The sequence below is a fragment of the Streptomyces sp. 150FB genome (genome assembly GCF_000818195.1).
Lineage (GTDB): Bacteria > Actinomycetota > Actinomycetes > Streptomycetales > Streptomycetaceae > Streptomyces.
Genome location: NZ_JTHL01000001.1, coordinates 6,422,188 through 6,447,368, shown reverse-complemented (window position 1 = coordinate 6,447,368; position 25,181 = coordinate 6,422,188). Strand labels below are relative to the sequence as shown.

The 25,181-nt window shown below is 72.0% G+C and carries 24 protein-coding genes and 2 pseudogenes; 13 read left to right on the top strand and 13 right to left on the bottom strand.

Going from position 1 to position 25,181, the window contains the following annotated elements; translation table 11 throughout:
* Window positions 1-5 precede the first annotated feature (5 nt).
* From QR77_RS27915 to QR77_RS27885, 7 genes are all read right to left on the bottom strand, one after another.
* Window positions 6-1,418, bottom strand: a complete 1,413-nt coding sequence (locus QR77_RS27915) for an HEXXH motif-containing putative peptide modification protein (protein WP_040024806.1) — start codon at window positions 1,416-1,418, stop codon at window positions 6-8.
* The gene (locus QR77_RS27910) at window positions 1,415-2,584 is read right to left on the bottom strand and encodes an FxsB family cyclophane-forming radical SAM/SPASM peptide maturase (RefSeq protein ID WP_052489734.1); all 1,170 of its coding nucleotides are present in this window, start codon (window positions 2,582-2,584) and stop codon (window positions 1,415-1,417) included. The genes QR77_RS27915 and QR77_RS27910 overlap by 4 nt, the downstream gene beginning before the upstream one ends.
* A gap of 255 nt (window positions 2,585-2,839) precedes the next feature.
* The gene (gene fxsA / locus QR77_RS27905) at window positions 2,840-3,085 is read right to left on the bottom strand and encodes an FxSxx-COOH cyclophane-containing RiPP peptide (protein ID WP_078877224.1); all 246 of its coding nucleotides are present in this window, start codon (window positions 3,083-3,085) and stop codon (window positions 2,840-2,842) included.
* Window positions 3,086-3,180: 95 nt separating this feature from the next.
* Window positions 3,181-6,609 carry an SAV_2336 N-terminal domain-related protein gene (locus QR77_RS27900; RefSeq protein WP_078877222.1) on the bottom strand — a complete coding sequence of 1,143 codons (3,429 nt, stop codon included), beginning with the start codon at window positions 6,607-6,609 and terminating at the stop codon, window positions 3,181-3,183.
* Between the two features lie 7 nt (window positions 6,610-6,616).
* Window positions 6,617-7,636: a MoxR family ATPase gene (locus QR77_RS27895; RefSeq protein ID WP_040024805.1), complete on the bottom strand. Its 1,020-nt coding sequence runs from the start codon at window positions 7,634-7,636 to the stop codon at window positions 6,617-6,619.
* A 130-nt stretch (window positions 7,637-7,766) separates the two neighbouring features.
* Window positions 7,767-9,776 carry a trypsin-like peptidase domain-containing protein gene (locus QR77_RS27890; protein ID WP_052489732.1) on the bottom strand — a complete coding sequence of 670 codons (2,010 nt, stop codon included), beginning with the start codon at window positions 9,774-9,776 and terminating at the stop codon, window positions 7,767-7,769.
* Window positions 9,777-9,841: 65 nt separating this feature from the next.
* Window positions 9,842-10,282 carry a CU044_2847 family protein gene (locus tag QR77_RS27885; RefSeq protein WP_078877221.1) on the bottom strand — a complete coding sequence of 147 codons (441 nt, stop codon included), beginning with the start codon at window positions 10,280-10,282 and terminating at the stop codon, window positions 9,842-9,844.
* Window positions 10,283-10,404: 122 nt separating this feature from the next.
* Here QR77_RS27885 and QR77_RS27880 point away from each other — a divergent pair, with 122 nt between their 5' ends.
* From QR77_RS27880 to QR77_RS27870, 3 genes are all read left to right on the top strand, one after another.
* Window positions 10,405-10,587 (top strand): DUF6104 family protein, encoded by a 183-nt coding sequence (locus tag QR77_RS27880; RefSeq protein WP_040024803.1) that lies wholly within the window; start codon window positions 10,405-10,407, stop codon window positions 10,585-10,587.
* Window positions 10,588-10,825: 238 nt separating this feature from the next.
* Complete coding sequence (locus tag QR77_RS27875; protein ID WP_040024802.1) at window positions 10,826-11,689, top strand: DUF4097 family beta strand repeat-containing protein; 864 nt, start codon at window positions 10,826-10,828, stop codon at window positions 11,687-11,689.
* A gap of 1 nt (window position 11,690) precedes the next feature.
* A complete protein-coding gene (locus QR77_RS27870; protein ID WP_040024801.1) occupies window positions 11,691-12,692 on the top strand; it encodes a PadR family transcriptional regulator in 1,002 nt (333 codons plus the stop codon).
* 85 nt (window positions 12,693-12,777) lie between these two features.
* On the opposite strand, the gene QR77_RS27865 is transcribed toward QR77_RS27870, so the two are convergent.
* A complete protein-coding gene (locus QR77_RS27865; protein WP_040024800.1) occupies window positions 12,778-13,317 on the bottom strand; it encodes a Clp protease N-terminal domain-containing protein in 540 nt (179 codons plus the stop codon).
* The gene (locus tag QR77_RS27860) at window positions 13,317-13,526 is read right to left on the bottom strand and encodes an HTH domain-containing protein (protein WP_040024799.1); all 210 of its coding nucleotides are present in this window, start codon (window positions 13,524-13,526) and stop codon (window positions 13,317-13,319) included. Before QR77_RS27860 ends, QR77_RS27865 begins: the two co-directional genes overlap by 1 nt.
* A 69-nt stretch (window positions 13,527-13,595) precedes the next feature.
* Here QR77_RS27860 and QR77_RS27855 point away from each other — a divergent pair, with 69 nt between their 5' ends.
* Window positions 13,596-14,435, top strand: a complete 840-nt coding sequence (locus QR77_RS27855; protein ID WP_040024798.1) for an MBL fold metallo-hydrolase — start codon at window positions 13,596-13,598, stop codon at window positions 14,433-14,435.
* Between the two features lie 24 nt (window positions 14,436-14,459).
* Here QR77_RS27855 and QR77_RS27850 read toward each other — a convergent pair whose 3' ends face one another.
* Both QR77_RS27850 and QR77_RS27845 read right to left on the bottom strand, forming a co-directional pair.
* Entirely contained in the window at window positions 14,460-15,422 is a 963-nt protein-coding gene (locus QR77_RS27850; RefSeq protein WP_040024797.1) for a quinone oxidoreductase, read from the bottom strand.
* Window positions 15,423-15,629: 207 nt separating this feature from the next.
* Complete coding sequence (locus tag QR77_RS27845; RefSeq protein WP_040024796.1) at window positions 15,630-16,847, bottom strand: NADP-dependent malic enzyme; 1,218 nt, start codon at window positions 16,845-16,847, stop codon at window positions 15,630-15,632.
* 521 nt (window positions 16,848-17,368) lie between these two features.
* On the opposite strand from QR77_RS27845, the gene QR77_RS27840 reads away from it, so the two are divergent.
* From QR77_RS27840 to QR77_RS27830, 3 genes are read left to right on the top strand one after another with little or no spacing between them, the layout of a single operon-like run.
* Window positions 17,369-18,328: an ABC transporter substrate-binding protein gene (locus QR77_RS27840; protein WP_040024794.1), complete on the top strand. Its 960-nt coding sequence runs from the start codon at window positions 17,369-17,371 to the stop codon at window positions 18,326-18,328.
* A gap of 59 nt (window positions 18,329-18,387) precedes the next feature.
* Complete coding sequence (locus QR77_RS27835) at window positions 18,388-19,323, top strand: amino acid ABC transporter permease (RefSeq protein WP_107069133.1); 936 nt, start codon at window positions 18,388-18,390, stop codon at window positions 19,321-19,323.
* A 5-nt stretch (window positions 19,324-19,328) separates the two neighbouring features.
* Window positions 19,329-20,081 (top strand): amino acid ABC transporter ATP-binding protein, encoded by a 753-nt coding sequence (locus QR77_RS27830; RefSeq protein ID WP_040028773.1) that lies wholly within the window; start codon window positions 19,329-19,331, stop codon window positions 20,079-20,081.
* A 234-nt stretch (window positions 20,082-20,315) separates the two neighbouring features.
* On the opposite strand, the gene QR77_RS27825 is transcribed toward QR77_RS27830, so the two are convergent.
* Window positions 20,316-21,077, bottom strand: a complete 762-nt coding sequence (locus tag QR77_RS27825; RefSeq protein WP_040024792.1) for a class I SAM-dependent methyltransferase — start codon at window positions 21,075-21,077, stop codon at window positions 20,316-20,318.
* 102 nt (window positions 21,078-21,179) lie between these two features.
* Here QR77_RS27825 and QR77_RS27820 point away from each other — a divergent pair, with 102 nt between their 5' ends.
* The gene (locus QR77_RS27820; protein ID WP_040024791.1) at window positions 21,180-21,830 is read left to right on the top strand and encodes a CGNR zinc finger domain-containing protein; all 651 of its coding nucleotides are present in this window, start codon (window positions 21,180-21,182) and stop codon (window positions 21,828-21,830) included.
* Here the strand turns inward: QR77_RS27820 and sodX are convergent.
* Complete coding sequence (sodX, locus tag QR77_RS44075; RefSeq protein WP_078877219.1) at window positions 21,713-22,138, bottom strand: nickel-type superoxide dismutase maturation protease; 426 nt, start codon at window positions 22,136-22,138, stop codon at window positions 21,713-21,715. The genes QR77_RS27820 and sodX overlap by 118 nt on opposite strands.
* Window positions 22,139-22,289: 151 nt before the next feature.
* Here sodX and sodN point away from each other — a divergent pair, with 151 nt between their 5' ends.
* From sodN to QR77_RS49165, 5 genes and pseudogenes are all read left to right on the top strand, one after another.
* Complete coding sequence (gene sodN / locus QR77_RS27815) at window positions 22,290-22,685, top strand: superoxide dismutase, Ni (protein ID WP_040024790.1); 396 nt, start codon at window positions 22,290-22,292, stop codon at window positions 22,683-22,685.
* A gap of 198 nt (window positions 22,686-22,883) precedes the next feature.
* A pseudogene (locus QR77_RS27810) lies at window positions 22,884-23,162 on the top strand (tetratricopeptide repeat protein); the annotation flags it as partial.
* A gap of 35 nt (window positions 23,163-23,197) precedes the next feature.
* A complete protein-coding gene (locus QR77_RS27805; protein WP_040024789.1) occupies window positions 23,198-23,695 on the top strand; it encodes an NUDIX domain-containing protein in 498 nt (165 codons plus the stop codon).
* A 201-nt stretch (window positions 23,696-23,896) separates the two neighbouring features.
* Window positions 23,897-24,991, top strand: coding sequence for a DUF1266 domain-containing protein (locus QR77_RS27800; protein WP_078877887.1), 1,095 nt, complete (start codon window positions 23,897-23,899; stop codon window positions 24,989-24,991).
* A pseudogene (locus QR77_RS49165) lies at window positions 24,988-25,181 on the top strand (hypothetical protein); the annotation flags it as partial. The gene QR77_RS27800 and the pseudogene QR77_RS49165, both read left to right, overlap by 4 nt.

The window sequence follows — 25,181 nt, the reverse complement described above, 5'->3', positions numbered from 1 at the left end:
GGCTCTCACCCCGCCTGATTCCGCTGACGCCAGATCACCCGTGCCGTACGGACATATGCCTCGGCGCGGGCGGCGTGGCCGGGCGGCGGAGGCGTCTCGCACAGCCGGTGGTAGGTCGCGATCAGCTCGTTGACGAGGACCCGGCCGGCCGGGGTGAGCGCGGCGGATCCGGCCAGGACGGGCAGGGCCGCCCCGACCTGTTCCCGGCAGCGTGAGTGCTCGGCCCAGGCGAGGTCGCGGTGGGTGGCGCGGCGGGCGCCGAGCGCGAAGCGCTGCCAGTAGTCGGCGAGCGCGGTGTGCGAATAGGTGCCCTGGAGCAGTCCGTCGAACGGCCTGGGGTCGGGCCGCCAGGGCGCGAAGTGGCGCGCCGCGCCGTCCTCGTGGTGCAGCGGTACGAGGTCGCAGAGCGCGGCGAGCTTGGTGTGCTGGAGCTCATGGACGAGGGTCGACGCGAAGTAGGCGGCGGTGGACGGCTTGCTGCTCAGGACGGCGCCGAACGCCTCCCGCCGGGTGCCGGAGCAGTGGGCGGCGCCCTCACCGGCGGCGCCGGAGCCCGGCGGCGGGGCGAGCGGCACCAGACAGCGCAGCAGCAGCGCGGCCTCGGTGACCCGGTGCGCGCCGCCGACGCTGAGCAGCGGTTCGACCCCGGCCCACGCCTCGGACCAGGCCTTGCGCTCGCCGTCGTCGAGGTCGCCGGCGCCGCTCAGGCCGTGCCGCTCCAGCCCGCTGCCGGCCGTGCCGTACGGGTCGAGGTCGTCGAGCGGTACGGGCAGGGCGCCCGGCCTTACGGCGGGCAGCGTCGTCAGGGGCAGCCAGCGCGGGTCGTCGGAGCGCAGGCAGCCGTCGGCCGCCCGGGCGGTGAGGGGCGCGGCGCCCCTCTGACGTAACGTCACCCGGCCGCCGGTGGCCGTGATGTCGGTGTCCACGGGGTGGCCGGGGGCGGCGCCGGTGCGCAGCGCGCCGAGGGTGGGCAGGGTGAGCAGCTCGCCGCGGGCGGTGAGGCGCCTGGTGAAGGAGAGTCCGGCGCGGATCGCCCCCGCCACCGCGAGGGCGCCGAAGTGGGCGAGGTCGGCGCGGAGGGTGGGGGTCGGATCTGTTGCCGTTCCCGGGGCCGGTGCTGTCAGTCCGTACAGGCAGCGCTGTGCCCAGGGGCCGACCAGCGGGTGCAGCAGGACGGCGCGTACGGCCGCCTTGTCGGTGCGTTCAGCGCGTTCCAGCAGCGACCAGTCGGCAGCCAGGCGGTCGAGGAGGGCGGGAGGGCAGACGGCGGCGGGGGCGGCGCGTGCCGCGTCGAGCAGCGCGCGGAGCAGGACGAGACGGCGGGTGTCCTGGTCCCGTACGAGGAGTCCGAGGGCCTCGGGGCCGCCCTCGGTGCGGCCGAGTTCACGCAGTATGTGTTCGGGGACGGCGGGGCTCAACGGGTGACTCCCGTGGGGGGTGGGGGGTTGAGTGCGGGGACGCCGGTGGTCGCCCGGCCGATCCGGGAAGCGATGTGCCGGATCAGCCGGTCGAGGTCGGCGCAGTAGACGGAGGGGTGCCGGAAGCCGTGGCCCGCGCGGTAGCGGTGCGCGTAGTGGCCGCCGCCGCAGACGGTGAGCAGCGGGCAGGTACGGCAGCCGGCGGCGAGCGCGGACGCTCCCGCCTGCCGCGCGGCGATCCCGGGGTGGCGCAGCGCGTCGTCGAAGGTGTGCCGGAAGATGTCGAGGCCGGTCGCGGCGGCTCCGTCGTGGGCGGATTTCAGCGAGTCGACCTGTTCGATCGAACCGTCGGTCTCCACGACGACCGCGTTGACGGGGTCGAGGCCGAGCGACTCGGTGGCGCCGGGCAGACCGAGCAGCAGCGCGACGCACTCCTCGAAGAGCCGGATACGGCACTCCCTGCGCTCCGCCCCCCACCAGCGGTCGAAGACCGCGCTCAGCCAGTCCCCGTACGGGGTGGGGCGGCCGGGCGCCGCCGGTCCGGCGGGTTCGGCGGCGGGCAGTCCGGGCGGGGGCGCCGACCAGTTGCCGTGCGGCAGGAGCAGGTCGACGGCGGGCGGGCGCAGCGCGAGCAGCGAGGTGTACATCTCGACGGGGTCGGTACGCGGGTCCACGACGGTGAGGATGCCCGCGTACGCCCCGGGGTGGTGGTCGGCGAGCAGCCGCGCGCCGCGCGAGGCGGCGGCCCAGGAGGGGCGGCCCGCGTGGTCGACCCGCTGGGTGTTGTGGGCGGCCAGACCGCCGTCGAGGCTGATGCCGATGCTGATGCCGGCCCGGGCGAGGGTCGCGACGCGGTCCTCGGTGAGCAGGGTGGCGTTGGTCTGTACGGTGGCGTGGACCTCGACGCCGCTGCCGGCGCGTTCGCGTACCAGCGCGGCGAAGGCGGCCAGCCGGCCGGCGCCGGCGAGCAGGGGCTCGCCGCCGTGCAGGACGAGGGCGAGATGGCGCAGGCCGTGGGTGGCCGCGTGTTCGGCGATACGGGTCGCAGCGCGGTCCAGGACGGCGGGGGACGCGGCCGCGGGGCGCCCGCGCCAGGTCCGGTCGGGGCCCTCGTACAGATAGCAGTAGCGGCAGGCGAGGTTGCAGCGGCCGTGCGTCTTGACGATGAACTGGCCGAAAGGGAAGGGGGTCTGGCGGGCCTCGGGCCGCCGCGTGGCGGAGTCACCTGGCGCTGCGCTTCCTGACAACTCCGGACCCCCCGTACCGTAGGGCCTCTGGGGCAGCCCCGCTGCCGCTCCGAGGCGAGTATCCCTGGCGTGCAGGGGAGCCAAACCCGGCACGGGAGACGTTGTCCTGATCGGCGGGGGACGGGACCGAAACCGGGTGCGGGGCGGGTCGGCGGCCGGCGCCTCGCGCGGATTTCAGAAAGCGTTGTTGAAACCCCAGAGCATTTCCCGAGGTTGCCCGGCCCGGCCGCGCAGGTCCGCCACCACCTCGGACAGCACCGGGTGGTCCAGGGTGCGCAGCGCGGTGAGGTCAAGTGCCAGCAGGTCCGGCAACTCGCCCCGGTCCGGTGCCACTTCGGGCGTCTCCGCCGAATCCGGTGCGTCCATGGCGCCCGTCGCGTCCGTCGTGCCCGGTGCGCCTGCCCTCGCCGCTTCGCCCATGGCGTCTCCCCCGTTGTGACGGTGCCCGCTGCCCGCTTCTTCCGTTCTACCCGTTCGCTCCCCGTCTCTCACCTTGAACGGCCCGACGCAGCGCCTCAGTTGTCCAGTTCGGCCAGCAGCTCGCCGGTCAACCGCGCCTCGGCGCCCCCGCCGTCCGGCAGCTTGCGCCACTCGGCGAGCGCCGCGCGGTAGGCGTCGCGGGCCGCCCGGGGCCTGTCGGCCCGTACGTAGGTGGTGCCGCGCCAGTGGTGGGCCCTGGCCCGCAGCTCGACGGCCTGGCGGCGCGCGGTTTCGCTGTCGGCGACGGTCTCGGCGGTCCTGGCCTGGTCGGCCGCGTCGCGGAACGCCTCGGCCGCCTCGTCCAGCCGGGCCGGGCGGTGCAGGGTCCGGTGCGCGTCGAGGTGCGCCCGGCCCAGCTCCAGCAGGCAGTGTGCGGCCGTCAGGGGCTCCCGCGCCGTCCGCGCCTCCTGCGCGGCGAGCCCGAAGACGTACTCCGCCTCCCGCAGGTCCACCCGGTCGTCGTTGAGCCGATGGCGCAGCATCAGCGCCTGTCCCAGCATCAGCAGCCGGTCGGCCTGGCGCGCCGTGCCCGCCGCCGTCTCCGTACGGCAGTCCCGCAGGACGCGTACCGCCGCGCTGATGTAGGGGCGCCCCGTGGGGAGTTCGGCCCGGGTCAGCAGCGTTCTGCCCCATTCGGCGAGCAGGTCGGCGTGGGCGCGGGAGTCGCGCGGGGTGCCGCGTACGGCCCGGTCGAAGTGCCAGGCCGCCTCCCCCAACCTGGCCTCGTCGTCGGAGAGTTCGTACCGCGCGAGGCGCACCCGGCCGGCCCGCGCGTGGAGCGAGGCGAGCAGCCGTTCGTCCCGGACCGTTTCGAGCGACTGGTCGACCAGGCGCGCCGCCTCGTCGAGTCCGTCGGCGGACCGCAGCAGGGCGTCCACCAGGTCGAGGAGGATGCCGGCGTGGGTGCCCATGGTGTGCTGCTGGGCCCCGGCGCCGGGCGCGAAGGCCGTACGCAGCGAACGCGCCGCCTGTCCCGCGTACACCTGGGCCTGTTCGGGGTCGGCCGTCGCCCTGGACAGCCGAAGCAGGGCACGGCCGTGCGCCAGCGGCAGCGCCGCCGGCCGGTCGCCCTGGTCGGGCCAGATGTCGGCGAACGCCTCCAGCATGCCCACGGCCGCCTGGAGCAGCGCGCTGTCGCCGCCGAGCCGCCACTGCTCCTCCAGCGCCCCCACCCGTTCCAGGGTGAGCCGCAGCGCCTCGCCGGGCTCCATGTCGGGCGCGGCGCACGCGACGGTGTACTCGCGGTCGGCGCGGCGCAGCAGCTCCAGCGCGCCGCGCTTGTCGCCGTGCCGCCGCCTGTCGCCGGCGGCGGCGTGCAACACCCGTGCCAGCACGGCTCGTTCGCGTACGGCCCCGGGGTGCGCCGAGGCCGTCTCCGCCGCCTGTTCGGCCTCCCGCAGCAGTTCGGCGCTGCCCTGGACCTCCCAGAGCCGCAGCAGGCAGCGGGCGAACTCCGACCACAACTCCGGGTCCGCACCCGCCTGTTCCTCACGGGAGGTGGCGCCGCGCAGGAGCTGCACCGCGTCGATCAGGTACTGCACCATGCTGTCCGACTCGAACCGCCGCAGCAGTCCGCGCGCGCTCTCCACCGCCGCATTCGTGGTGGCGTCGGGAGCGCCCCTGCCGCGATCCCCGTACGGCGAGAACTCCTCGGGCAGCGGCATGAACCGCTCCAGCACCCGCGCCGCCACCTCGGCGAAGGGGTAGGGGACACGGCGCGGACCCGCGTCCTGGCCGCCTCCCTCGCCGCCCTCTCCGTGGTAGGCGCCGTCGTCCGGGTCGCCGCGCAGGCCGAGCGGGCCGTGTCTGGCGTCGCCGAGCTGGGCGAGGGCGAGGGCGGGGAAGTTCGGCCCGCCCCTGCCGAAGTGCTGCTCGATGTACTCGGAGCAGTGCTTGAGCACGAGCAATGCCTCGTCGCGCGCGAGCGGTCCGAGCAGCGCCTCCTGCACGCCGGGGCCGAACTCGTACCACTGGCCGCCTGGTTGACCGCTGGTCGCCGGGTCCTCCTTGCCGCGCGAGAGCAGCCCGCTGAGCAGGACCTCGGCGAGCTCGGAGGGTCCTGAGCCCGGCAGCATCGTGCGCTGGACGAGCTGCATCACCGGCAGGTAGAGCGGGGCCGCCGCGAGATACACGGCCAGCCGTCCGGCGACCGGCGAGGCCACCGACCTGAAGCGGCTGACCAGTTGGAGCGAGGACATCCGGTCGCCGGGGCGCGCGGCCGGCGCCGCCCGCTGGTCCGCGCTCACCCAGCCGACCGCTCCGGAGATCCGGCCGGGTCCGGTGCCCGACAGCAGCCTGGCCCAGGCGCCGAGCGCGCCGGCGACCGGCGGCAGTACGGGGATGGCCAGCGCGCCGTGCCGGGCCTCGGGCGAGGTGGCGGCCTGCCCCGTGACGCGTACGACGGCGGCTCCCGCGAGTCCTTCGCCCCGGGTCAGCACACCGTGGGTGACGGGCAGCCGGGTGCGGTTCCACATGCGCTGCGGCAGCGGCTGAAGGACCGCGGTGGGCGCCTGTCTGCCGAGCTGGTGGAGCAGCCGGTGGGCGTGGCCCGAGTGCCACAGCGGTCCTGCGCAGTCGCTGACGACCACGGTGACGCGCCGTCCTGTGGGGTCGCTGAGCCGGTCGGCCGAGCTGAGCGGGGCGGCGGCCGGGTCGGGGCTCCTGCTGACCGCCGGCGCGCCGTCCGGGCCCTGGTGCAGATAGCGCACCTGGACATCCCTGAAGGCGCCCAACTGGGCGAAGACCTGCTGGAGTTCGCCGAAGAGCCGGTCCCACACCAGCATCGAGGACGAGGCGTCCATGACGAACTGGAGGATCGCGTCACGCCGGGACACGCCCCGGAACACCGGAATGATCAGCCCGCCGGCGCGGGCGCTGAGGTCTGCGGTCGCCACCTCGTCGAGAGTACGGCGCAACGGCGGCGCCGCGGGCCGGTAGCGCTGCAACGGCCGTAACGCGCGCTGGAGTTCGAGCGGCGACGGCAGCACGGGCGCCGCCGGTACGCCGAGCGTCAGCGCGGCCCCGCCGCCGGGCGGCCGGCGCCTGCCCTGGTCCGCCGGTACCGGGTAGAGCGCGATCCGCTGAGTCGGGTCGGGTACGGGCGGCCCGGACCGCTGCTCCTGGCTCCCGTCGTCCCGCGGGGCTCCCCGGTCGTCGTCCGTGTGCCCCGGGGGCCTGCCGCCCGGCAGTTGACGGTCGCCGTCCTGCCGGTCACCGGGCGCCGGGATGGCACCGGGGTCAGCGCCGGAGGGCCGCTGTTCCTGTCCGCGCCCGGTCTGCCTGGCCAGCCAGAGCGCGTCCCTGAGCTGCGCGGCGTCGGGGTCGAGCCCGGCCTCGCGCAGCCGCGCGACGAGCGCGGGCAGCAGCACACCGGCGTACTGCCCGGAGCCGGGGGCCGTACCGGCACCGGGGTCCGGCGCGCGTCCTGGTGGCGTAACGCCGTCGCCGTCTCCTCCGCCGGGCATCAGCGCATCACCTCGGCCGGTCGAGCCGCTGGATGAGCTGGTCGGCGAGGCGGTCCCGGCCGGCCGGAGCGGTGGCCGCCGTGAGGTAGATCGCGTTCAAAAGCTGGTCGGTCGCGATGAGTTCGCTGCGCGAGCGCTCCAGGAAGTGCGCGATCAGGTCGTCACCGGCGCGCGCGGCCTCCTCCCCGAGGTGCGCCCGTACGAAGGTCGCGAGCCGCTGATGGTCGGGGCGGCCCAGCTCCAGATGGATGCAGCGGCGCATCAGGGGCGCCGGGAAGTCACGCTCGCCGTTGCTGGTCAGGACGGTGAAGGGGAAGGCGCGGCACTGCACCCTGCCCCCCTTGATCCGTACCTTGCGGCCGTCGTGGGTGAGCACCTCGGCCTCGCCGTCGGGCAGCCGGTCGGCCATCCGCTCCAGCTCGGGGATGGCGAACTCGCCCTCCTCCAGCACGTTCAGCAGGTCGTTCGGGAGGTCGATGTCGCTCTTGTCCAGCTCGTCGATCAGCAGCACCCGGGGCTGGTCGGAGGGCAGCAGCGCGGTGCCGAGCGCGCCGAGCCGGATGTAGCTCCCTATGTCGGGGGTGGGCACGGTCTCGCCCGCCGTGGCCGCGTGCGCGGCGATCTGTACATCCTGGAGCCGGGCGATCGCGTCGTAGTGGTAGAGCCCGTCGGCGAGTGTGGTCCTGCTGACGATCGGCCAGCGCAGCACCCGGCCGAGCCCCAACTCGTGGGCGACGGAGTGCGCCAGGGTGCTCTTGCCCGATCCCGGGCTGCCGGTGACGAGCAGCGGGCGCCGCAGATACAGCGCCGCGTTGATCATCTCCAGCTCCTCGGCGCCCGGCCGGTGCAGCTCGGCCGCGTGCCGGTAGCCGCCGAGGCGCCGGTCGGCTGAGCCGTCGTCCAGGTGCTGATCGGCGTCGGCGCTGCCCGCGAAGTCCCGCCACGGCGGCGGCGGCGGAAGCTCGCCGATCCCGTCGTGCGGTTCGCCGGCGCCTCGGTAGATGAGCCACTCGCTGGCTTCACTCATAGCGTGTCCTTCGATGTCACTCGTCCGCCTGAGGCGGCGGCGGCCGGACGTGCTTCACGGTAGCGATCCGCCGTACGCCCCGGAAGGGCGGAACAGGGGGCGGACAGGAGGGTGGGGCGGCGGGCGGCCTTCACGGTGCCTCCAGCAACTGGCCGGTGCCGGGCAGGGGGTGGCGCGGATCGTCGTACAACAGGGCGAGCCCGTCCGACCAGTAGGTCTCGGGGCGCTCCGCCCGTACTCCCTGCCGCAGCTCATGGATCCGGCGGGGAAGCTGGTCGGCGGTGCCCGCCTCACCGACGGTGTCGAAGACGCGGCGGTGGAACTCACCGCAGACCACGTCCGGCGGCTGCGGTCCGCGCCTGCGCAGCAGGGCGATCCGGAATCCGCCGCGCACCACCCGCGCGAGGGCGGCGGCGCCCTCGGCGTCGGGCCGGACCGCGTGGCGGCAGAGCACGGGAACCGTGTCGTACGCCAGCGCGCGCAGTTCGTCCTCCGAGGGTACGGATACCCACAATTCGTCCGCGCAGTCGACGACATGGGCCCGCATCGCGCCACTCCAGGTGCGCTGCCAGCGCGCCTTCGTCTCGTCGGCCTCGGCCTCCGTCGGCACCGGGAGGTCCGAGCAGCGGACGACGACCGGACGCAGGCTGCCGAGGGGCGGTTCGCCGGGCCCCATACGCCAGTTGTCGACGTCGAGGCCGAGCATCGACTGTGCCAGGGCGACTTGCAGCATGGCGGGGCTGTCCGGTTCGTCGCAGCGCCGGAACGCCTCGGCCAGCGGCGCGGCCAGCCGCTCCTGGAGGGCGTGGAAGGCGGTGCCCCCGCTGTCCATGGCGACCGGCCGCACCTCGCCGTTGAACCGGGCGACGCCCAGCCGCCAGTCGAAGCTGTCGGGCTCCCAGCTCCGGGGTTCCAGGACCAGCAGCACATGGGAGCGCTCGCCCTCGCGCGGCCGCTCGCCGTACGCGGGGGCGGCGCGCCGCTGTTCGCGGTCCGTACGGTGCCGGCTCGTCCCCCACTGGAAGCTCAGGTCGTTCCTGAACTGGCGGGGCAGCCGGTCGTCGGCGACCGACTTCACCCACTCCCACAGGTCCTTCTCGGCTTCGCCGGTGCCGGGGGCGACGTACGGGCGCTCGGCGACGATGGCGCTCATGCAGTAGCGCAGGATCAGCTCGACGGCGCTCTGCCCGTCGCGCGCCTCGTACAGCGCGCCGAGTCCGTCGCGCCAGGCGCGCGGCAGCGCGTACCCCTCGACGGGGTACATGTCGGGGAGCCTGGCGAGCAGGTCGAGCAGCCCGGGGGTGCTGACCGGCGGCGGGAGTTCGGCCAGCCTGCCGAGCAACACCGTGCGCTGCTGGGGGCTCAGCACCCTGCCGGCGCCCGCTCCGAGTCTGCTCTGCACATCGGCCCAGGTCTGCTTGGTGCCGGAGCTGTTGGCGTGGTGGTCGGCGTGGTAGCGGTCGTGGGCGTGGAAGACCGCCTGGTAGTCGTCGTCGGACTCGGCGGTGGCCATCGCGGGCGGCACGGGCAGCGAGCGGAGCTGCTCGATGCCGATGGATGTGCCGCCGAGCCCGTCGCGTGAGCGGGACTTGACGACCCCGATCACCTCGCCGCGCGCCATGTCGACGGTGGGTCCGCCGGAAGCGCCCGGCGGTACGGTGTCGCCGCCGAGCCGGATCTGTTCGTCGGACCACTCGCCGACCGTGCCCTGCACCTGGAGCCTGCCGCTGAGGCGCTGGAGCCGTCCGTCGACGGCGGTCCAGCCGGCGAAGCGGACCTCTTCGCCGCCGAAGAACGCGGTGGGGCGTTCGGTGACGTACACACAGGGGTGGTCGACCGGCCTGCCGAGCTTGACCAGTGCGAGATCGGGCGCCGGCCAGCTCGCCGCCACGGCCGCCGGGGCGTTGTCGGGGAGCGCGGCGACGACGGTGCCTTTGACGGAGGTCTCGCCGGCGCCCGGCTGGGCTTCGTAGACCACGTCCACCTCGCGCCCTCCCCCCTGCATCGCCACATGCGCACACGTCAGGACCCAACTGGGGGCGATGAAGAACCCGCTTCCCAGGAAGCCGTCGAGTCTCTCCGGGACATACCCGGCCGCCGGGCCATGGATGCGCACCGTGGCCGCGGTGACGAGGGCCATGAGCGCACGGCGCGTGCCGTCGGACGCGGCAGGGCTGCCCCTTCCGTACCCGTCCGCCGTCCCGGTCACGGCGCGTTCCCGGCGGGGGGCGTGATCCCGCCGGGTCGCACCTGTGCGCCGGGGGGTGCGCCCTGTGGCGGGTGGGCGAGGTCGGCGGGCGGTCCGCCGCCGTTCCAGGTCAGGGTGACCTTGATCGCGGCCTTCGCCTCCCCCTCGGCGAGCAGGCCGACGACCTTGCCCGCCTTGGCCGTCAGCTCGATGCCGAATTCGACGCTGACCTCGTCGGGCCGTACGGCGCGCAGCGGCTCGGCGAGCGAGCGCGCGACGCCGGTCACCACCCCGCTGAGGCTCTCGACCCGGGCCCGCACCTGCTCGGCGAATCCGGTGTCCGCGTACGACAGCTCTCCGGACGGCCGCTCCAGCTCAGCGGCGCCGGAGATCCGCGCCCAGACCGGTGTGCCGTCCGGCAGCTCGATACGTACGGTCCTGACGTCGTCCTCAGTCATGCTCCCCCCACTCCCCCGTCCCCCAAGTCACCGCAGGTTAGCGGTTGTTCACCATCGGAAGCGAGGCTCATGCCGGGGGATGCCCGCCGCAGGGGGCCCCACCAGGCATTAGGCTGACCGGTATGTACTTCACCGACCGTGGGATCGAGGAGCTGGAGAAGCGGCGGGGCGAGGAGGAGGTCACCTTTGAGTGGCTGGCCGAGCAGCTCCGGATGTTCGTCGACCTCAACCCCGATTTCGAGGTGCCTGTCGAGCGCCTCGCGACGTATCTCGCCCGGCTGGACGACGAGGACGACGACGAGTAGGTCGTTTTTTCAGCGCGGGGCTGTGCACATCTGAGTCGCAGCGCCCACGTCACAGCACGCAGGTCGCAGCGCCCACCTCACAGCACTCACGTCACAGCACTCACGTCACAGCGCCCATGTCACAGCGCCCGTCTCCGGGCGCCTCCTCGGCCTGCCCTTGACTTCCCCCATCCGCGATATATCGTGTTGAGCAGAAGACGCGATATGTTGCGTCGCGACCGGCCTCGGGAGGTCAGCAGTGACGGAGTCGAGACGGGAAGTCGCCGAGCCGGAGAAGCTCACCTTCGACGACCCTGTGAACAGCCTCAACGTGCGCATCGTCAACGGAACGGTCAATGTCGTCGGCACCGACGACCCCGGGGGCGGCGCCCGCCTGGAGATCTCCCGGATCGAGGGCCCGCCCCTCACCGTCACCAGGACCGGATCCACCCTCACCGTCGCCTACGAGGACCTGTCCTGGCAGGGCATCCTCAAGTGGCTCGACCGCAAGGGCTGGAAGCGCTCCGCCGTCGTCTCCCTCACGATCCCCGCCGAAGCGAGCGTCGAGGTCGGCGTCGTCGGCGCCGGGGCCGTCATCTCCGGAATCCGGGGGCGTACGGAGGTACGCGGCGTCACCGGTGACACGACCCTGGTCGGCCTCTCCGGCGCGGTCCGCGCCGACACCGTCGGCGGCAGCCTGGAGGCCCAGGCTCTCACCGGCGACCTGCACTTCCAGTCCGTCTCCGGCGACCTGACCGTGGTCGACGGGGCGGGACCCTCGGTACGGGCCGAGTCGGTCAGCGGCGACATGGTCGTCGACCTGGACCCGGCGGGCGAACCCACCGACATCAAGCTCACCTCCGTCTCCGGTGAGATCGCCATCCGGCTCCCGCACCCCACGGACGCGCGTGTCGAGGCCAACACGACGAGCGGCTCGGTCTCCAACGCCTTCGAGGACCTGCGGGTCAGCGGGCAGTGGGGGTCGAAGAAGATCACCGGAACCCTGGGGGCGGGCACGGGGGCGCTGCGGGCGACCACCGTGTCCGGTTCGATCGCGCTGCTGCGGCGCCCGCCGTCCGAGGACGGGCACGAAGCCGTACCGGCCCAAGCGAAGGAGCTCTGACATGGCACCGGTCTTCGCACACGGCCGCCTCCGCCTCTATCTCCTGGGACTCCTCGACGAGGCACCACGCCACGGCTACGAGGTGATCCGCCTGCTGGAGGAGCGCTTCAACGGTCTGTACGCGCCGTCGGCGGGCACGGTCTACCCGCGCCTCGCCAAACTGGAGGCCGAGGGCCTCGTCACGCACGCCACCTCGGGCGGCCGCAAGGTCTACTCGATCACCGAGGCGGGCCGTGCCGAACTGGCCGAGCGCACCGGCGAACTCGCCGATCTGGAGCTGGAGATCCGCGAGTCCGTCTCCGAACTGGCCGCCGAGATCCGCGACGACGTACGCGGCGCCGCCGGCCACCTGCGCAGCGAGATGCGCGCCGCGGCCTCCGAGTCCCTCGCCTCGCCGCCCTCCGGCGACAGCGAGGCCTGGAAAGTGGCCAAGGAGGAGCTGCGCCACGCCAAGCAGGAGTGGCAGGAGCAGGCCCGCCGCGCGAAGGACGAGTCGCGCCGCGCCAGGGAGGACGCCCAGCAGGCGCGCCGCCAGGCGCAGGAGGCGCAGCAGACCGCGCGCGAGGAGATGCAGCGGATGGCGAAGCAGGTGCAGGACCAGGTCCTCGGCCACTTCGGACGTGGCGACTGGCCGACCGGCGTCGGCCAGGGCCTCTCCGACCTCGTGAGCCAGCTCGGCGGCCTGGCGAAGGGCTCGGCGTGGCCGCCGTACGCCAAGCCGGAGCAGGCGAGGGAGCAGGGGAAGCAGCGGGAACAGGAGCAGGCGAAGGAGCGGTCGAAGGCGCGGGAACAGGAGCCGGCGGACGCCTCCTCCTGGGCGCGGGACATCCCGGCGACGGGCGACCCGGCACGCGACCTGGAGCGCCTGCTGGACCGCTTCAGGGACGACGTACGGGACGCGGCGCGGGACCACGGCGTGAGCGCAGGACAACTCACCGACGCCAGAAAGCACTTGTCCACCGCCGCGACACGCATCACGACGCTGTTCGAGCGCAAGGACTGACAACCCGGGGCACGTCCGGGAACGCCGGCGCCCGCGGCAGGCCCCGATCGGCCTGGTGCGGGCGCCGGCGTTCCCGGCGTACGGCTCAGCGCAGCGCGCCCTCCACCGTCTCGTACGTCACCCCGTGGTCCGCCAGCACCTCCGAGACCACCCCCGGCAGCACCGTCAGCGCCAGCAGGATGTGCTCGTCGCCCACGTGCTTCTCCTTGTGGCCGACCGCGATCCGCAGGGCCTTCTCCAGCGTCTTCTTCGCGCCCGGCGAGAATCTCCGCCGCGCGGTCCCCCGCCGGTTCGACGGCTCGCCCGCCAGCATCGCCCCCTCCCCGTGCGTCCGCTCCACCTTCGAGACGATCTCCCCGACGTCGATCCCGATCCCGGCGAGCGCGTCGGTGTCCGCCTGCGAGAGGCCGCCCCGCTGCCTGGCCGCAGCGAGCGCGTTCTCGACCGACTCCCGCCGGCCGGCGAAGCCCTGCGCGGCCAGGGCCCCGGACGCCGGGGTGGACTCGTGGCCGAGCAGCGCCAGCAGCATGTGCTCCTCGGTGACCCTGTCGGCGTCCGCGCGTTCGGCGAGCTCCATGGCTCCCCTGACCACACCGCGCGCGCCCTCCGTGAACCGCTCGAACATCACTGCCTCCCGTGTTTTTTGTGTGCGGCCTGCCGGCTGACGCCCAGCTCGTCCGCGATGTCCTGCCACGACCAGCCCTGCCTGCGCGCGCTGCGCACCTGTACGGCTTCGAGGTTTTCCAGCAGCCGCCGCAGCGCGGCGACCGCCCTGAGGCCGACCCGGGGGTCCCCGTCACCCGCCCGCTCGGCCAGATCCGTTGCTTCGGTCATAAGTGTCAACGTACGTTGACATCAATGCTCTGTCAACCATGGTTGACAGGGGCGCGGTACGGTGGACCCGTGATCGATTTCAGCGGCCCCACACCCGTCCCCGGCCCACTCGATGTCGCCTGGCACGCGGGCACCTCGCCCCTGCACGTCCATCCGTACAGCGAACACACCGTGATCCTGCGCCAGCACAAGTCGACCCACTTCGAGGCGCCGTTCCTGTTCCTGCTGTTCGGCGCCGAACGCGCCCTGCTCATCGACACGGGAGCCACCGCGGACCCGGTCCGCTTCCCGCTGCGCGCGACCGTGGACACTCTCGTCGGGGAGTGGCTGGCGCGCCATCCACGGCCGGGGTACGGGCTGGTCGTCGCGCACACCCACGGCCACGGCGATCACATCGCGGCGGACGCGCAGTTCGCCGGGCGCCCGGACACCACTGTCGTCGGCCCCGGACTCGACGCCGTCATCGAGGCGTTCGGCCTCAAGGACTGGCCCGAGGGATACGGCGAACTCGACCTCGGGGGCCGCGTCGTCGACCTCGTACCGGGACCCGGCCACCAGGAGGCCGCGCTCGTCTTCCACGACCGGCACACCGGACTGCTGCTGACCGGCGATTCGCTGTACCCGGGACGGCTCTACGTGAGCGATGCCGAGGCGTACGCCAGGACGGCGCGGCGGCTGATCGACTTCTGCGCCACGCGGGACATCACCCATGTCCTCGGGTGCCACATCGAGATGACGACCACTCCGGACGTGGACTACCCGCGCGGCACCGTCGACCAGCCGGACGAGGCGCCGCTCCAGCTCACGGCCGGGCATCTGCGGACGCTGAGCGCTGCGCTGGAGGAGACCGCGGGACGGCCAGGCTCGTATCCGTACGGCGACTTCATCCTGGTGCACCAGGGCGGATAGTCCAGCGCCGCGCCACCCGGCGTCTCAGGGCTTCAGCACGATCTTCCCGAACAGTCCGCCCGCCGCCATCTTCTCGAACCCCTCCCGCGCCCGGTCCAGCGGCAGCACCTCGTCGATCACCGGCCGCACGCCCGTCGTCGCGCAGAACGCGAGCAGGTCCTCCAGCTCGTCCTTCGAGCCCATGGTCGACCCGACGATCCTCAGCTCCAGGAAGAAGACCCGGGTCAGCTCGGCGTGCGAGGGCCGGTCGCCGCTCGTCGCTCCGGAGATCACCAGGGTGCCGCCGGGCTTGAGCGACTTGACCGAGTGCGACCAGGTCGCGGCGCCGACCGTCTCGATGACGGCGTCCACCCGCGCGGGCAGCCGGGCCCCGGGCTCGAAGGCGTCCAGCGCGCCCAGCTCCACGGCCCGCGCCCGCTTCGCCTCGTCGCGGCTGGTGGCGTACACCCGCAGGCCCGCCGCGCTGCCGAGGACGATCGCGGCGGTGGCGACCCCGCCGCCCGCCCCCTGGACGAGAACCGAATCACCGGGCCGTACCCCCGCGTTGGTGAAGAGCATGCGGTACGCGGTGAGCCACGCGGTCGGCAGGCAGGCGGCCTGTTCGAACGTCAGCTCGGGTGGCTTCGGCAGCACGTTCCAGCTCGGTACGGTGACCTGCTCGGCGAAGGTGCCCTGGTAGCGCTCGGTCAGGATGGAGCGCGGTTCGCGCGGCCCGACACCGTGACCGGTCGCGCCGATGACGGAGTGGACGACCACGTCGTTGCCGTCCTCATCGACTCCCGCCGCGTCGCAGCCGAGGATCATCGGCAGCCGGTCCTCCCCGAGCCCGACCCCGCGCAGCGACCACAGATCGTGGTGGTTGAGGGAGGCGGCCCTGACGGTGACGGTCGTCCAGCCGGGCCGCGCCTCGGGCGCCGGGCGCTCGCCCAGTTCGAGGCCGTCGAGCGGGTGGTCGCGATCGGTACGGGTTGCGTAGGCGGCGAACATGGCCCCGACGATAGGGCGACCGCACGGGGAGAGGAACCACGCCTGCGTGTGACACGCGCGACGGGCCGCGTCCGGCCCCTCCCCGTACGTACGGGGATTCGCGTACAGGGGGGACGGAAGCGGCCCGTCGGTCGGGCCCTCGGCGGCTGAGTGCGGCTCAGTGCGGCTCAGCGGCTCGGGCGTTCAGCGGTTCAGGCCCTCAGGAGCTCAGCGGCGCGCCACTCCCTCGGCGCGCGCGGCGGCCGCCACCGCCGCGGTGACGGCCGGGGCGACCCGCTCGTCGAACGGCGAGGGGATCACGTAGTCCGCCGAGACCTCGTCGCCGACGACATCGGCGAGCGCGTTCGCCGCCGCGATCTTCATGCCCTCGGTGATCCGCGACGCCCGCACCTTCAGCGCGCCGGCGAAGATCCCGGGGAACGCCAGCACGTTGTTGATCTGGTTCGGGAAGTCGCTGCGGCCCGTGGCCACGACCGCCACGTACTGGTGCGCGATGTCGGGGTGGACCTCGGGGTTCGGGTTGGCCATGGCGAAGACGAACGCGTCGGGCGCCATCGAGGCGATCGCCGGCTCGGGGACCGTACCGCCGGAGACGCCGATGAAGACATCGGCGCCGGACAGCGCGGCCTCCAGCGAGCCGGAGAGGCCGGCGCGGTTGGTGATCTCGGCCAACTCGCGCTTGACGTCGGTCAGGTCGTCCCGGTCGGGGCTGACGATGCCCTTGCGGTCGGCCACCGCGACATCGCCGATACCCGCGGTCAGCAGGAACTTCGCGATGGCGACCCCTGCGGCACCCGCGCCGGAGATGACGGCGCGCAGGTCGCCGAGGCCCCGGTTGGTGAGCCGTGCGGCGTTGCGCAGTGCGGCGAGCGTGACGACGGCCGTGCCGTGCTGGTCGTCGTGGAAGACGGGGATGTCCAGCCGCTCCTGGAGCTTGCGCTCGATCTCGAAGCAGCGCGGCGCCGCGATGTCCTCCAGGTTGATGCCGCCGAAGGAGGGGGCGAGCCGTACGACGGTCTCGACGATCTCTTCCGTGTCCGTGGTGGCGAGCGCGAGCGGGACCGCGTCGACGCCGCCGAACTGCTTGAAGAGGATCGCCTTGCCCTCCATCACCGGGAGCGAGGCCTCGGGGCCGATGTCACCGAGGCCGAGGACCGCGGTCCCGTCGGTCACGACGGCGACGACCTGGGACTTCCAGGTGTAGTCATGGACGAGTTCCGGATTCTCGGCGATCGCGCTGCACACTTTCGCGACGCCGGGTGTGTACGCAAGGGACAGGTCATCCTTGTCGCGCACGGGCACGGTGGCCGTAATGGCCATCTTGCCGCCGCGGTGCAGGGCGAACGCGGCGTCGAAGGGCTCTTCGCGAGCGTTCTCCGATCCGTCCGCACCGCCGCTGCGAGGATTGACGATCTCCGCTGCCATGTATGGGACCCCTTAAGTCTTCATCAGTTGAGGGTGGCCACTCCTGGTTGGGGAGGGGTGGGTGGGCACCGCGTACCGCCCCGCGCCGGCGGTCGTCCCGCTCCGCAGGGAGTGATGGATACGCGCGGGCGCGCCGCACACGCGCCCCGAGCCCCGGATGAGGGGTGTGATCGTCCTTCTTACCGGACGGACACCACCGCCGACGAGTCCCCATCACTGCGGTGACATGACTCATATCCGAACAATGGGGCAGGGCCATTACACCGTACGGATCCGCCTCGATCGACTCATTCGGCGAGAGATTTTCCGGCCGAATGAGGGCATCTCGACAGAAGGGCCGGTCCTGTTTGACCGTCCGTTAAACCGCCGGGCCCCTCCCGTTACCCGATTTTGACATGCCTGGCCCCCTGAAGGGGCGCGTCCAAATGGCAGGATGCGGTAATCACACACCGTCGCGAGAACCGATGGTGTGCACCAGACCCGATTGGCAACTCCCCTTACCCCGCCGGAGGACCCCGACCATGACCGCACGTTCCACCACTCGTCCGATCGCCGCGAAGTCCCGGATTGTCGCGGTCGGTGCGATCGCGGTCGCGGGCACCCTGCTGCTGACCGCTTGTGGCGACCAGACCAACGGCGCCAGTGACAGCGGGACCAAGGGCAAGGCGAACAGCGCCCCGCTCTTCAGCAAGCTGCCCAAGGAAATTCAGGACGCCGGCGTCATCAAGGTCGGTACGAACGCCGAGTACGCGCCCATGGAGTCGCAGTCCGGCGGCGCCATCGTCGGCGTCGACCCCGACATCGCCGCCGCGCTGGCCAAGCAGCTCGGGGTGAAATTCACCTTCACCTCCGGCTCCTTCGACGGCCTGATCACCTCGCTGAACTCGGGCCGCTACGACATCGCGATGTCGTCGATCACCGACACCAAGCAGCGCCAGGAAGGCCTGGACGACAAGGGCAAGAAGCTGGGTGACGGCGTCGACTTCGTCGACTACTTCACCGCGGGTACCGCCGTGTACGTCCAGAAGGGCAACCCGAAGGGCATCAAGTCCATCGCGGACCTGTGCGGGCAGACGGCCGCCGTGCAGAAGGGCACCACCTACGAGAAGGCCCTGACCACGCAGTCCGCGAAGTGCACGGACGGCGGCAAGAAGGCCATCAACATCGAGCCGTTCGAGGACGACACCGAGGCCCAGACGCGGGTGAAGTCCGGCGGCGCCGTGGCCGGTGTCAACGACTACCCGGTGGCCATCGACCTCGTACGCAAGGCCGACAACGGCAAGGCCTTCCAGATCGTCGGCCAGCAGTACGACGCCGGTCCCTTCGGGATCGCGGTCAACAAGAAGAGCACCCAGCTCAGGGACGCGCTCAAGGCCGCGGTCGACGCGATCATCAAGGACGGCTCGTACAAGAAGGTCCTGGACAAGTGGGGCGCGCAGACCGGGGCCATCGACGCGGCCGCCATCAACGGCGGCAAGTGAGCCCGGAGCTACCTTGAAGGGCAGTCGTTGTGACTGACAAGTTCGACAAGGTCCCGGCCGTGGCCGGTTCCGCGCCGGGCGGGGCGCCGGCCTCCATCGAGACCAGGCTCCCCGCCGAGGCGATCAAGGCCGTACCCGTACGGCATTACGGGCGCTGGCTCAGCGGTGTGATCGTCATCGCGCTGCTGGTGGCGCTGGTGTACGCGTTCGCGCAGGGCAATGTGCAGTGGCACGCGGTCCCCGACAAGCTCTTCGACAACACGGTCGTCCAGGGCGCGGGCCGGACACTGATGATCACCGTGCTCGCCATGGTGCTCGGTGTGGTCCTCGGCGTCGTCCTGGCCGTGATGCGGATGTCGAAGAACCCGGTGACCAGCGGGGTCGCCTGGCTGTACATCTGGTTCTTCCGGGGGACCCCGGTCTACGTACAGCTCCTGCTGTGGTTCAACCTCGCGCTGATCTTCCCGATCCTGAACATCCCGTTCATCTACAAGAACGAGATGACGGACGTGATGACGCCGTTCATGTGCGCCCTGCTGGGGCTCGGCCTCAACGAGGCCGCGTACATGGCGGAGATCTGCCGCGCCGGTATCCAGTCGGTCGACGAGGGCCAGGCCGAGGCGTCGCACGCGCTCGGTATGACGCAGAGCAAGACGATGCGCCGCGTGGTGCTGCCGCAGGCGCTGCGGGTGATCATCCCGCCGACGGGCAACGAGTTCATAAACATGCTCAAGACCTCGTCGCTGACGGTCGCCGTGACCTATCCCGAGCTGCTCCGTGCCACGTCGAGCATCGGCTCCACCTCGTACGCGGTCATGGAGATGCTCTTCGTCGCCTCCATCTGGTACATCGCGATGACCAGCGTCTTCAGCGTCGGCCAGTTCTACCTGGAGCGCCGTTACTCCCGCGGCACGAGCCGCAGCCTCGCTGCCACCCCCTGGCAGAAGGTCAAGGCGAACATGGGCTCCCTGCGGAGCCTGGGGAGGGTCTCATGACGGCCATGGTGAAGGCCGAAGGCGTCCACAAGTCCTTCGGCGCCGCCCACATCCTCAAGGGCATCGACCTGGAAGTGGCGCCGCGTGAGGTGTTCTGCCTGATCGGTCCCTCCGGTTCGGGGAAGTCGACCTTCCTGCGCTGCATCAACCACCTGGAGCAGATCAACGCCGGGCGGCTGTACGTCGACGGGGAGCTGGTCGGCTACCGCCAGCGGGGCGAGAAGCTGTACGAGCTCAAGGACAGCGAAGTCGCCGTGAAGCGCCGGGACATCGGCATGGTCTTCCAGCGCTTCAACCTCTTCCCGCACATGACGGCGATCGAGAACGTCATGGAGGCGCCGATCCAGGTGCGCGGCGAGGCGAAGGCCGTGGCGCGGGCCCGCGCCGACCGGCTGCTCGACCGGGTGGGCCTGTCCGACAAGGCGGGGAACTATCCAGCGCAGCTCTCGGGCGGTCAGCAGCAGCGGGTGGCCATCGCGCGCGCCCTGGCGATGGAGCCGAAGCTGATGCTCTTCGACGAGCCGACGTCGGCGCTCGACCCGGAGTTGGTCGGGGACGTGCTGGACGTGATGCGCGACCTCGCCGCCGACGGCATGACGATGATCGTCGTCACGCACGAGATGGGCTTCGCGCGCGAGGTCGGCGACGCGCTGGTCTTCATGGACGACGGTGTGGTGGTCGAGGCCGGCCACCCGCGTGACGTCCTCGCGAACCCGCGGCACGAGCGGACGCAGTCGTTCCTTTCGAAGGTGCTGTGACGGGCTGTTCCGTTTTCGCGTTCCTGAATCGACGACGGCCCGCCGGTGGAATCCGGCGGGCCGTCGTCGACAGGGAATCCGGAATGAAGACGACAGAGACCTGAGGAAGATCTGAGCCTTTACGCAGCCGCCGCGCCTCCGCTTCCGGCGGCCTTTCCGGCCTCCCCGGAGGCCTCCCCCACGGCCCTTCCGGCGGCCTCCTCGGCGACCCTTCCGGCAGCCCTTCCGGCGGCGCTATTTCAGCGCGAGGACGAGCGCGTCGGACGGCGAGGACCAGACCGTACGCGCCTCGCCGAAGCCCGCCTCGCGCAGCGTCCGCGCGTGCCACTCCTCGGAGGGCATGTCGCCGTCGGCGTGCTCGCCGTAGATCTCGAAGCGCTCGGCGGTCGGCCCCGCCAGCTCCGGGTCCTTGGCCGCGAGGTCCCACCACTGGGCCCAGTCGAGGACTCCGTCGCGCTTGGCCCGGTCCATCCCGGCGTGCCGGTGGGCGCGCTCGGCGGCGTTGATTCCCGGGGTGGTCAGGTCGATCATGCGGTCGGCGTTCATGAAGACGCCGCCGGTCCGCACCAGGCCGGCGATCTGCCCGTACAGCGTGGTCAGCGGTTCGCTGTGGAACCAGTGCAGCGCGGTGGCGGTGAGGACCGCGTCGTACGACTCGTACGGCAGAAGCGCCGGCCAGTCCGGATCCTTCAGGTCGGCGGTCACGAAGCTCACCCGCGCGTCGCCGTCGAAGTATCCGCGGGCGATCGTGAGGAGCGCGGGGTCGAGGTCCACGCCGGTGCTCGTGGCGCCGGGAAACCGGCGGAGCAGCCTGTCGGTGATACTTCCCGTACCGCACGCGAGGTCCAGCACCCTCGGCTCGGGGCCCACCACGGCCTCGACCATGTCCAGCATCACCCGCAGCCGCTCCTCGCGGTCGGGCATGTACCACTCCTGCTGGCGATCCCAGCTCTCCTGCCAGGCCCGCCAGTCGGTGCCGCGCTTCGTCTCCGCCATGAGAAACCCCCACTCAGTCATTCAGTAATACCCTGTAGTGACAAGCAGCCATTACCAGCGGCTGACAGCTCAGACCTTAGACCGCAGCCGTAAGGACTACAAGTGGAACTGGCCTCTTACTCGGACTACGCCGTGCGCCTGGTCAACAGCGAGGAGCCGGAGCGCGGTACGGACACCCTGACCTCGGTCGACGCCGTACGCGACCTCTTCGGCGCGAACTCCCAGGCGGCCCGGCGCGCCACGGAGGCGGACATCACCCGCTTCCGCTCCGTACGGACCAGGCTGCGCGCGATCTTCACCGCGGCCGACTCGGGCGAGGCCACCCACGCGGTGGACCTGCTCAACTCCCTGCTGCTGGAGTTCCCCGTCAGCCCCCAGATCTCGGGCCACGACTTCCTCGACGACGAGGGGCACCCGCGCTGGCACATGCACCTCGCCGAGCACCCCTCCAACGCGACCGCCGGATACGCGGCGACGGCGGCGATGGGGCTCGCCTTCCACCTGACGGAGTACGGCGTCGAGCGGTTCGGCCTGTGCCAGGCGGGGCCGTGCCGCAACGCCTACCTGGACACCTCGACCAACCGCTCACGCCGCTACTGCTCCGACCGCTGCGCCACCCGCGCGAACGTGGCCGCCTACCGCGCCCGCAAACGTCTGGAGACCGAGCGCTCGGTCAGTACCGGCCGCAGCGCCGACACCAGCCAGGAGACGGCCCCGCGCGCCGACCGGCGACCGGTGCCACGGGGGCGGTAGCGCGCCCGTACCCGCCCGATGAGCAACTCCTCGGGCACGGCGCCGTACAGCCGGCTGTCGCCCTCGACGAACTCGTTGTCCGCCAGCACCCACCACCCGGCGTCGCGCCGCTCCACGAGCCGCTTCACGATGATCAGATCCTGTTGCAACGGGTGCCTCAGCAGCACCACGTCCCCCGCCTTCACCGGGGCCCCGTAGTGCACCAGGACCTGATCGCCCGGATTGAGTGTAGGGACCATGGAAGGCCCCGTCACCTCAGCGATCCCCAGCGGCAATTGCCGTCCCGGCACCCGCTCGGACTCCGTCATCCGCCACCTCCCGGCCACACCGTACGTATCCCCACCAGTCCCATAGTGACCCCGGACTTTTGTCCTAGGCCTGCGGGGGCACTCGCGAAATCCCGCTTCTCACGGAGTAATGTCGCACCTGAGAAGACGATCACGAGGAAGGACAGCTCAAATGCTCTCCCGCCTGTTTGCCCCCAAGGTGAAGGTCAGCGCCCACTGCGACCTCCCCTGCGGCGTGTACGACCCCGCCCAGGCCCGCATCGAAGCCGAGTCGGTCAAGGCCGTCCAGGAGAAGATGGCGGGCAACGACGACGCTCACTTCCAGACGCGCGCCACTGTCATCAAGGAGCAGCGCGCCGAACTCGCCAAGCACCACGTCTCGGTGCTGTGGAGCGACTACTTCAAGCCCCCGCACTTCGAGAAGTACCCGGAGCTGCACCAGCTCGTCAACGACACCCTCAAGGCCCTGTCGGCCGCCAAGGGCTCCAAGGACCCGGCGACGGGCCAGAAGGCTCTGGACCTCATCGCGCAGATCGACAAGATCTTCGTGGAGACCAAGAAGGCCTGAGCCCCGGCCATGGGTCGGACCTGCGGTCCCACTGCCCGCAGCGCTCACCTGTCCGCACCCGCCCCGCCCGACTCCTTCCCGGAGTCAGGGTCGGGGCGGGTGCGGTCGTCTTTGCCCTCCCGCAGGTGGGCGTGGACCAACCGCGCGTGGTGACGGTCACGCAGGGGGGCCCAGGACGCTGAGCAGGGGGCGTCGTAACAACAACACCGCGACGCCCTGACCCGGTGGGACCCCGCGAAATACAGACGCGTCCACGCCCTCACCCACGCCGACCTCGGCGACAGCCTCGCCGCCCAAGCCCGCGCCGACGAGGCCGTGGCCGGCTGGTCGCAGGCCCTGATTCTCATGGAGGGCATGACCTCCGACCGCACCCGCAAAGCGATCACTTCGCTCCGCTCCACCCTCGCCATCTACCAACGGCGCAAGGTACCCGGAGCCGCCGAACTCGCCCGCCGCGCACGTGAAGCGCTGGCCTAGGCTGCCCATCAACCGGCCGATGAAGGGATGCAACCGTGGCTCAGCGGACAACCGACGACCAGCCCAAAGCCCTACCACCCGCCCTGGAATCCATGACCCTGCTGGTCGCCGCCGTCATCATCCACGACAAGGCCACCAACCGCGTCGTCCTCCTCCAGCGCAGCCAGAACGCCAAGTTCGCCCAGGGCATGTGGGACCTCCCCGTCGGCAAGAGCGAGCCCCGCGAGCCCATCACCCAAACCGCGGTCCGCGAGCTGTACGAGGAAACGGGCCTCACGGTGAAGCCCGAGTCCCTCAAGGTCGCCCACGTCATCCACGGCGCATGGGGCGTAGAAGCCCCCAACGGCTTCCTCACGGTCGTCTTCGCCGCCCACGAATGGACCGGCGAACCCGAGAACCGCGAGCCACACAAGCACGCCCAGGTCCGGTGGGTCGATGTCGCCGCCATCCCCGAAGACTTCGTGGACACCACCGCCAGCGCCCTCCACCGGTATCTCGCCGGCGGCCCGGAAGTCTCCCTCGACGGCTGGTGACGGAGCACCAACTGCGGACGGGTCCTTCCCGGAGTCAGGGTCGGGGCGGGTGCGGTCGTCTTTGCCCGTACGGTCTCCGGCCCGTTGCCACCTGCCGCCGCCCCGCGCGCCCCGGTTTCGTAGGATCGGGCCGTGACTACGGGGACAGGCACGGACCGGGCGGCGGCCACCGAGGCCGAACGGCTGTTGTACGAGGCGCGGATGAGCGGTGACGCCCAAGCGGTGCTCGGTACGCTCGCCGGCAGCCGGCTCTATGTGGGCATCACCCGGCTGGACGCGGACACCCCCGGGCACACCGTGCCGCTCCCCTGGCGCCCGGGCCCGGTGAAGGGCCGGCGTTACGTTCCCGTCCTGACCCAGGGTCTGCTGCCGCCGTGGGACCCGGAGCTGGTGTTCCGGCAGACCACACTCGCCGAGCTGGCGAGGATCTGGCCGGACAACAAGTGGTGGCTCGGGGTCGGCCTGGGCACACCGTACGAAACCGCCGTCGAGGCCCGCCCGAAGCACCGTAAGACATGGCTGAGCGCCGCGGAACGGGCCGGCCGGCCGCCGTCGGACGTGCTGGTCACCCACGGCGGCGGCGCGTTGAGCGGACCGCTCGCGCGGGGGCTGGCCCTCGGGGCGCATCTCGCCGTGCTGAACGGCCTCATCTGGAACCAGCTCGGCACGGTCTACGAGGATTACGGGAGCGACATCGCCCGGATGCGCAGCCCCTGGCGCGTGGTCAACCGTGCGACGTACTCAGGGGTGCTGAGCTCGCTGATGGCCGCCCGACTCGTGGGCCGCACCCAGGAGTTCGTCCTGCGGACGCGCCGCGCCCTGGCCATCAGGCTGGGCCGCACCCCGGCCCCCGAGGAGTGGACGGAGGAGGTCACAGCGGCGCTGGCCCGGCGCGCGGCGGACCCCTCCGAACTGGCGGAGGCGGCTGAGGTCATGCGGCGCGTGCGGCGTTACGAGGACCGCTTCCGCGCCGACGGTGTCCTCGCGCCCGGAGCGCGGGTCGACACCCTGGTCGGCTTTGACCTCGGGCGCGCGGTCAATGTCGTACGGCTGGCGCTCGGCGCCCGTTTCTGCGACCCCGGGGAGGCCGAACGCGCGGTGCTGCGGATCGGTGAGCTGGCGCGCGAGGCGTACGGCTCCTGGGCGGACTTCTCCCTCGGCTACCTGCTGACCCGGCTGATCTACTTCGAGGAGGACGAAGGCTCCGAGGAGGAGTTCTACCGGAGGTCGCTCGGCGCCCACCGGCTGCTCACCGAGGACCCCACGAGTCCCTACCGGACGCTCCCGTGGTCATGAACCAGCCCCCTCCCCCCGCGCAGGGCGCACCCTGGATACCGCCGTCCGAGACCGAACACCTGCTCTGGGAGGCGGGCGCGCGCGGCGACGTCGAGGCCCAACTCCGGGTGCTGGCCGGGGCGGAGCTGTACATCGGCGCCCCCAGGGCGGAGGTCGACGCCCAGCCCGACATGGTGGTCTGGCGCCCGCA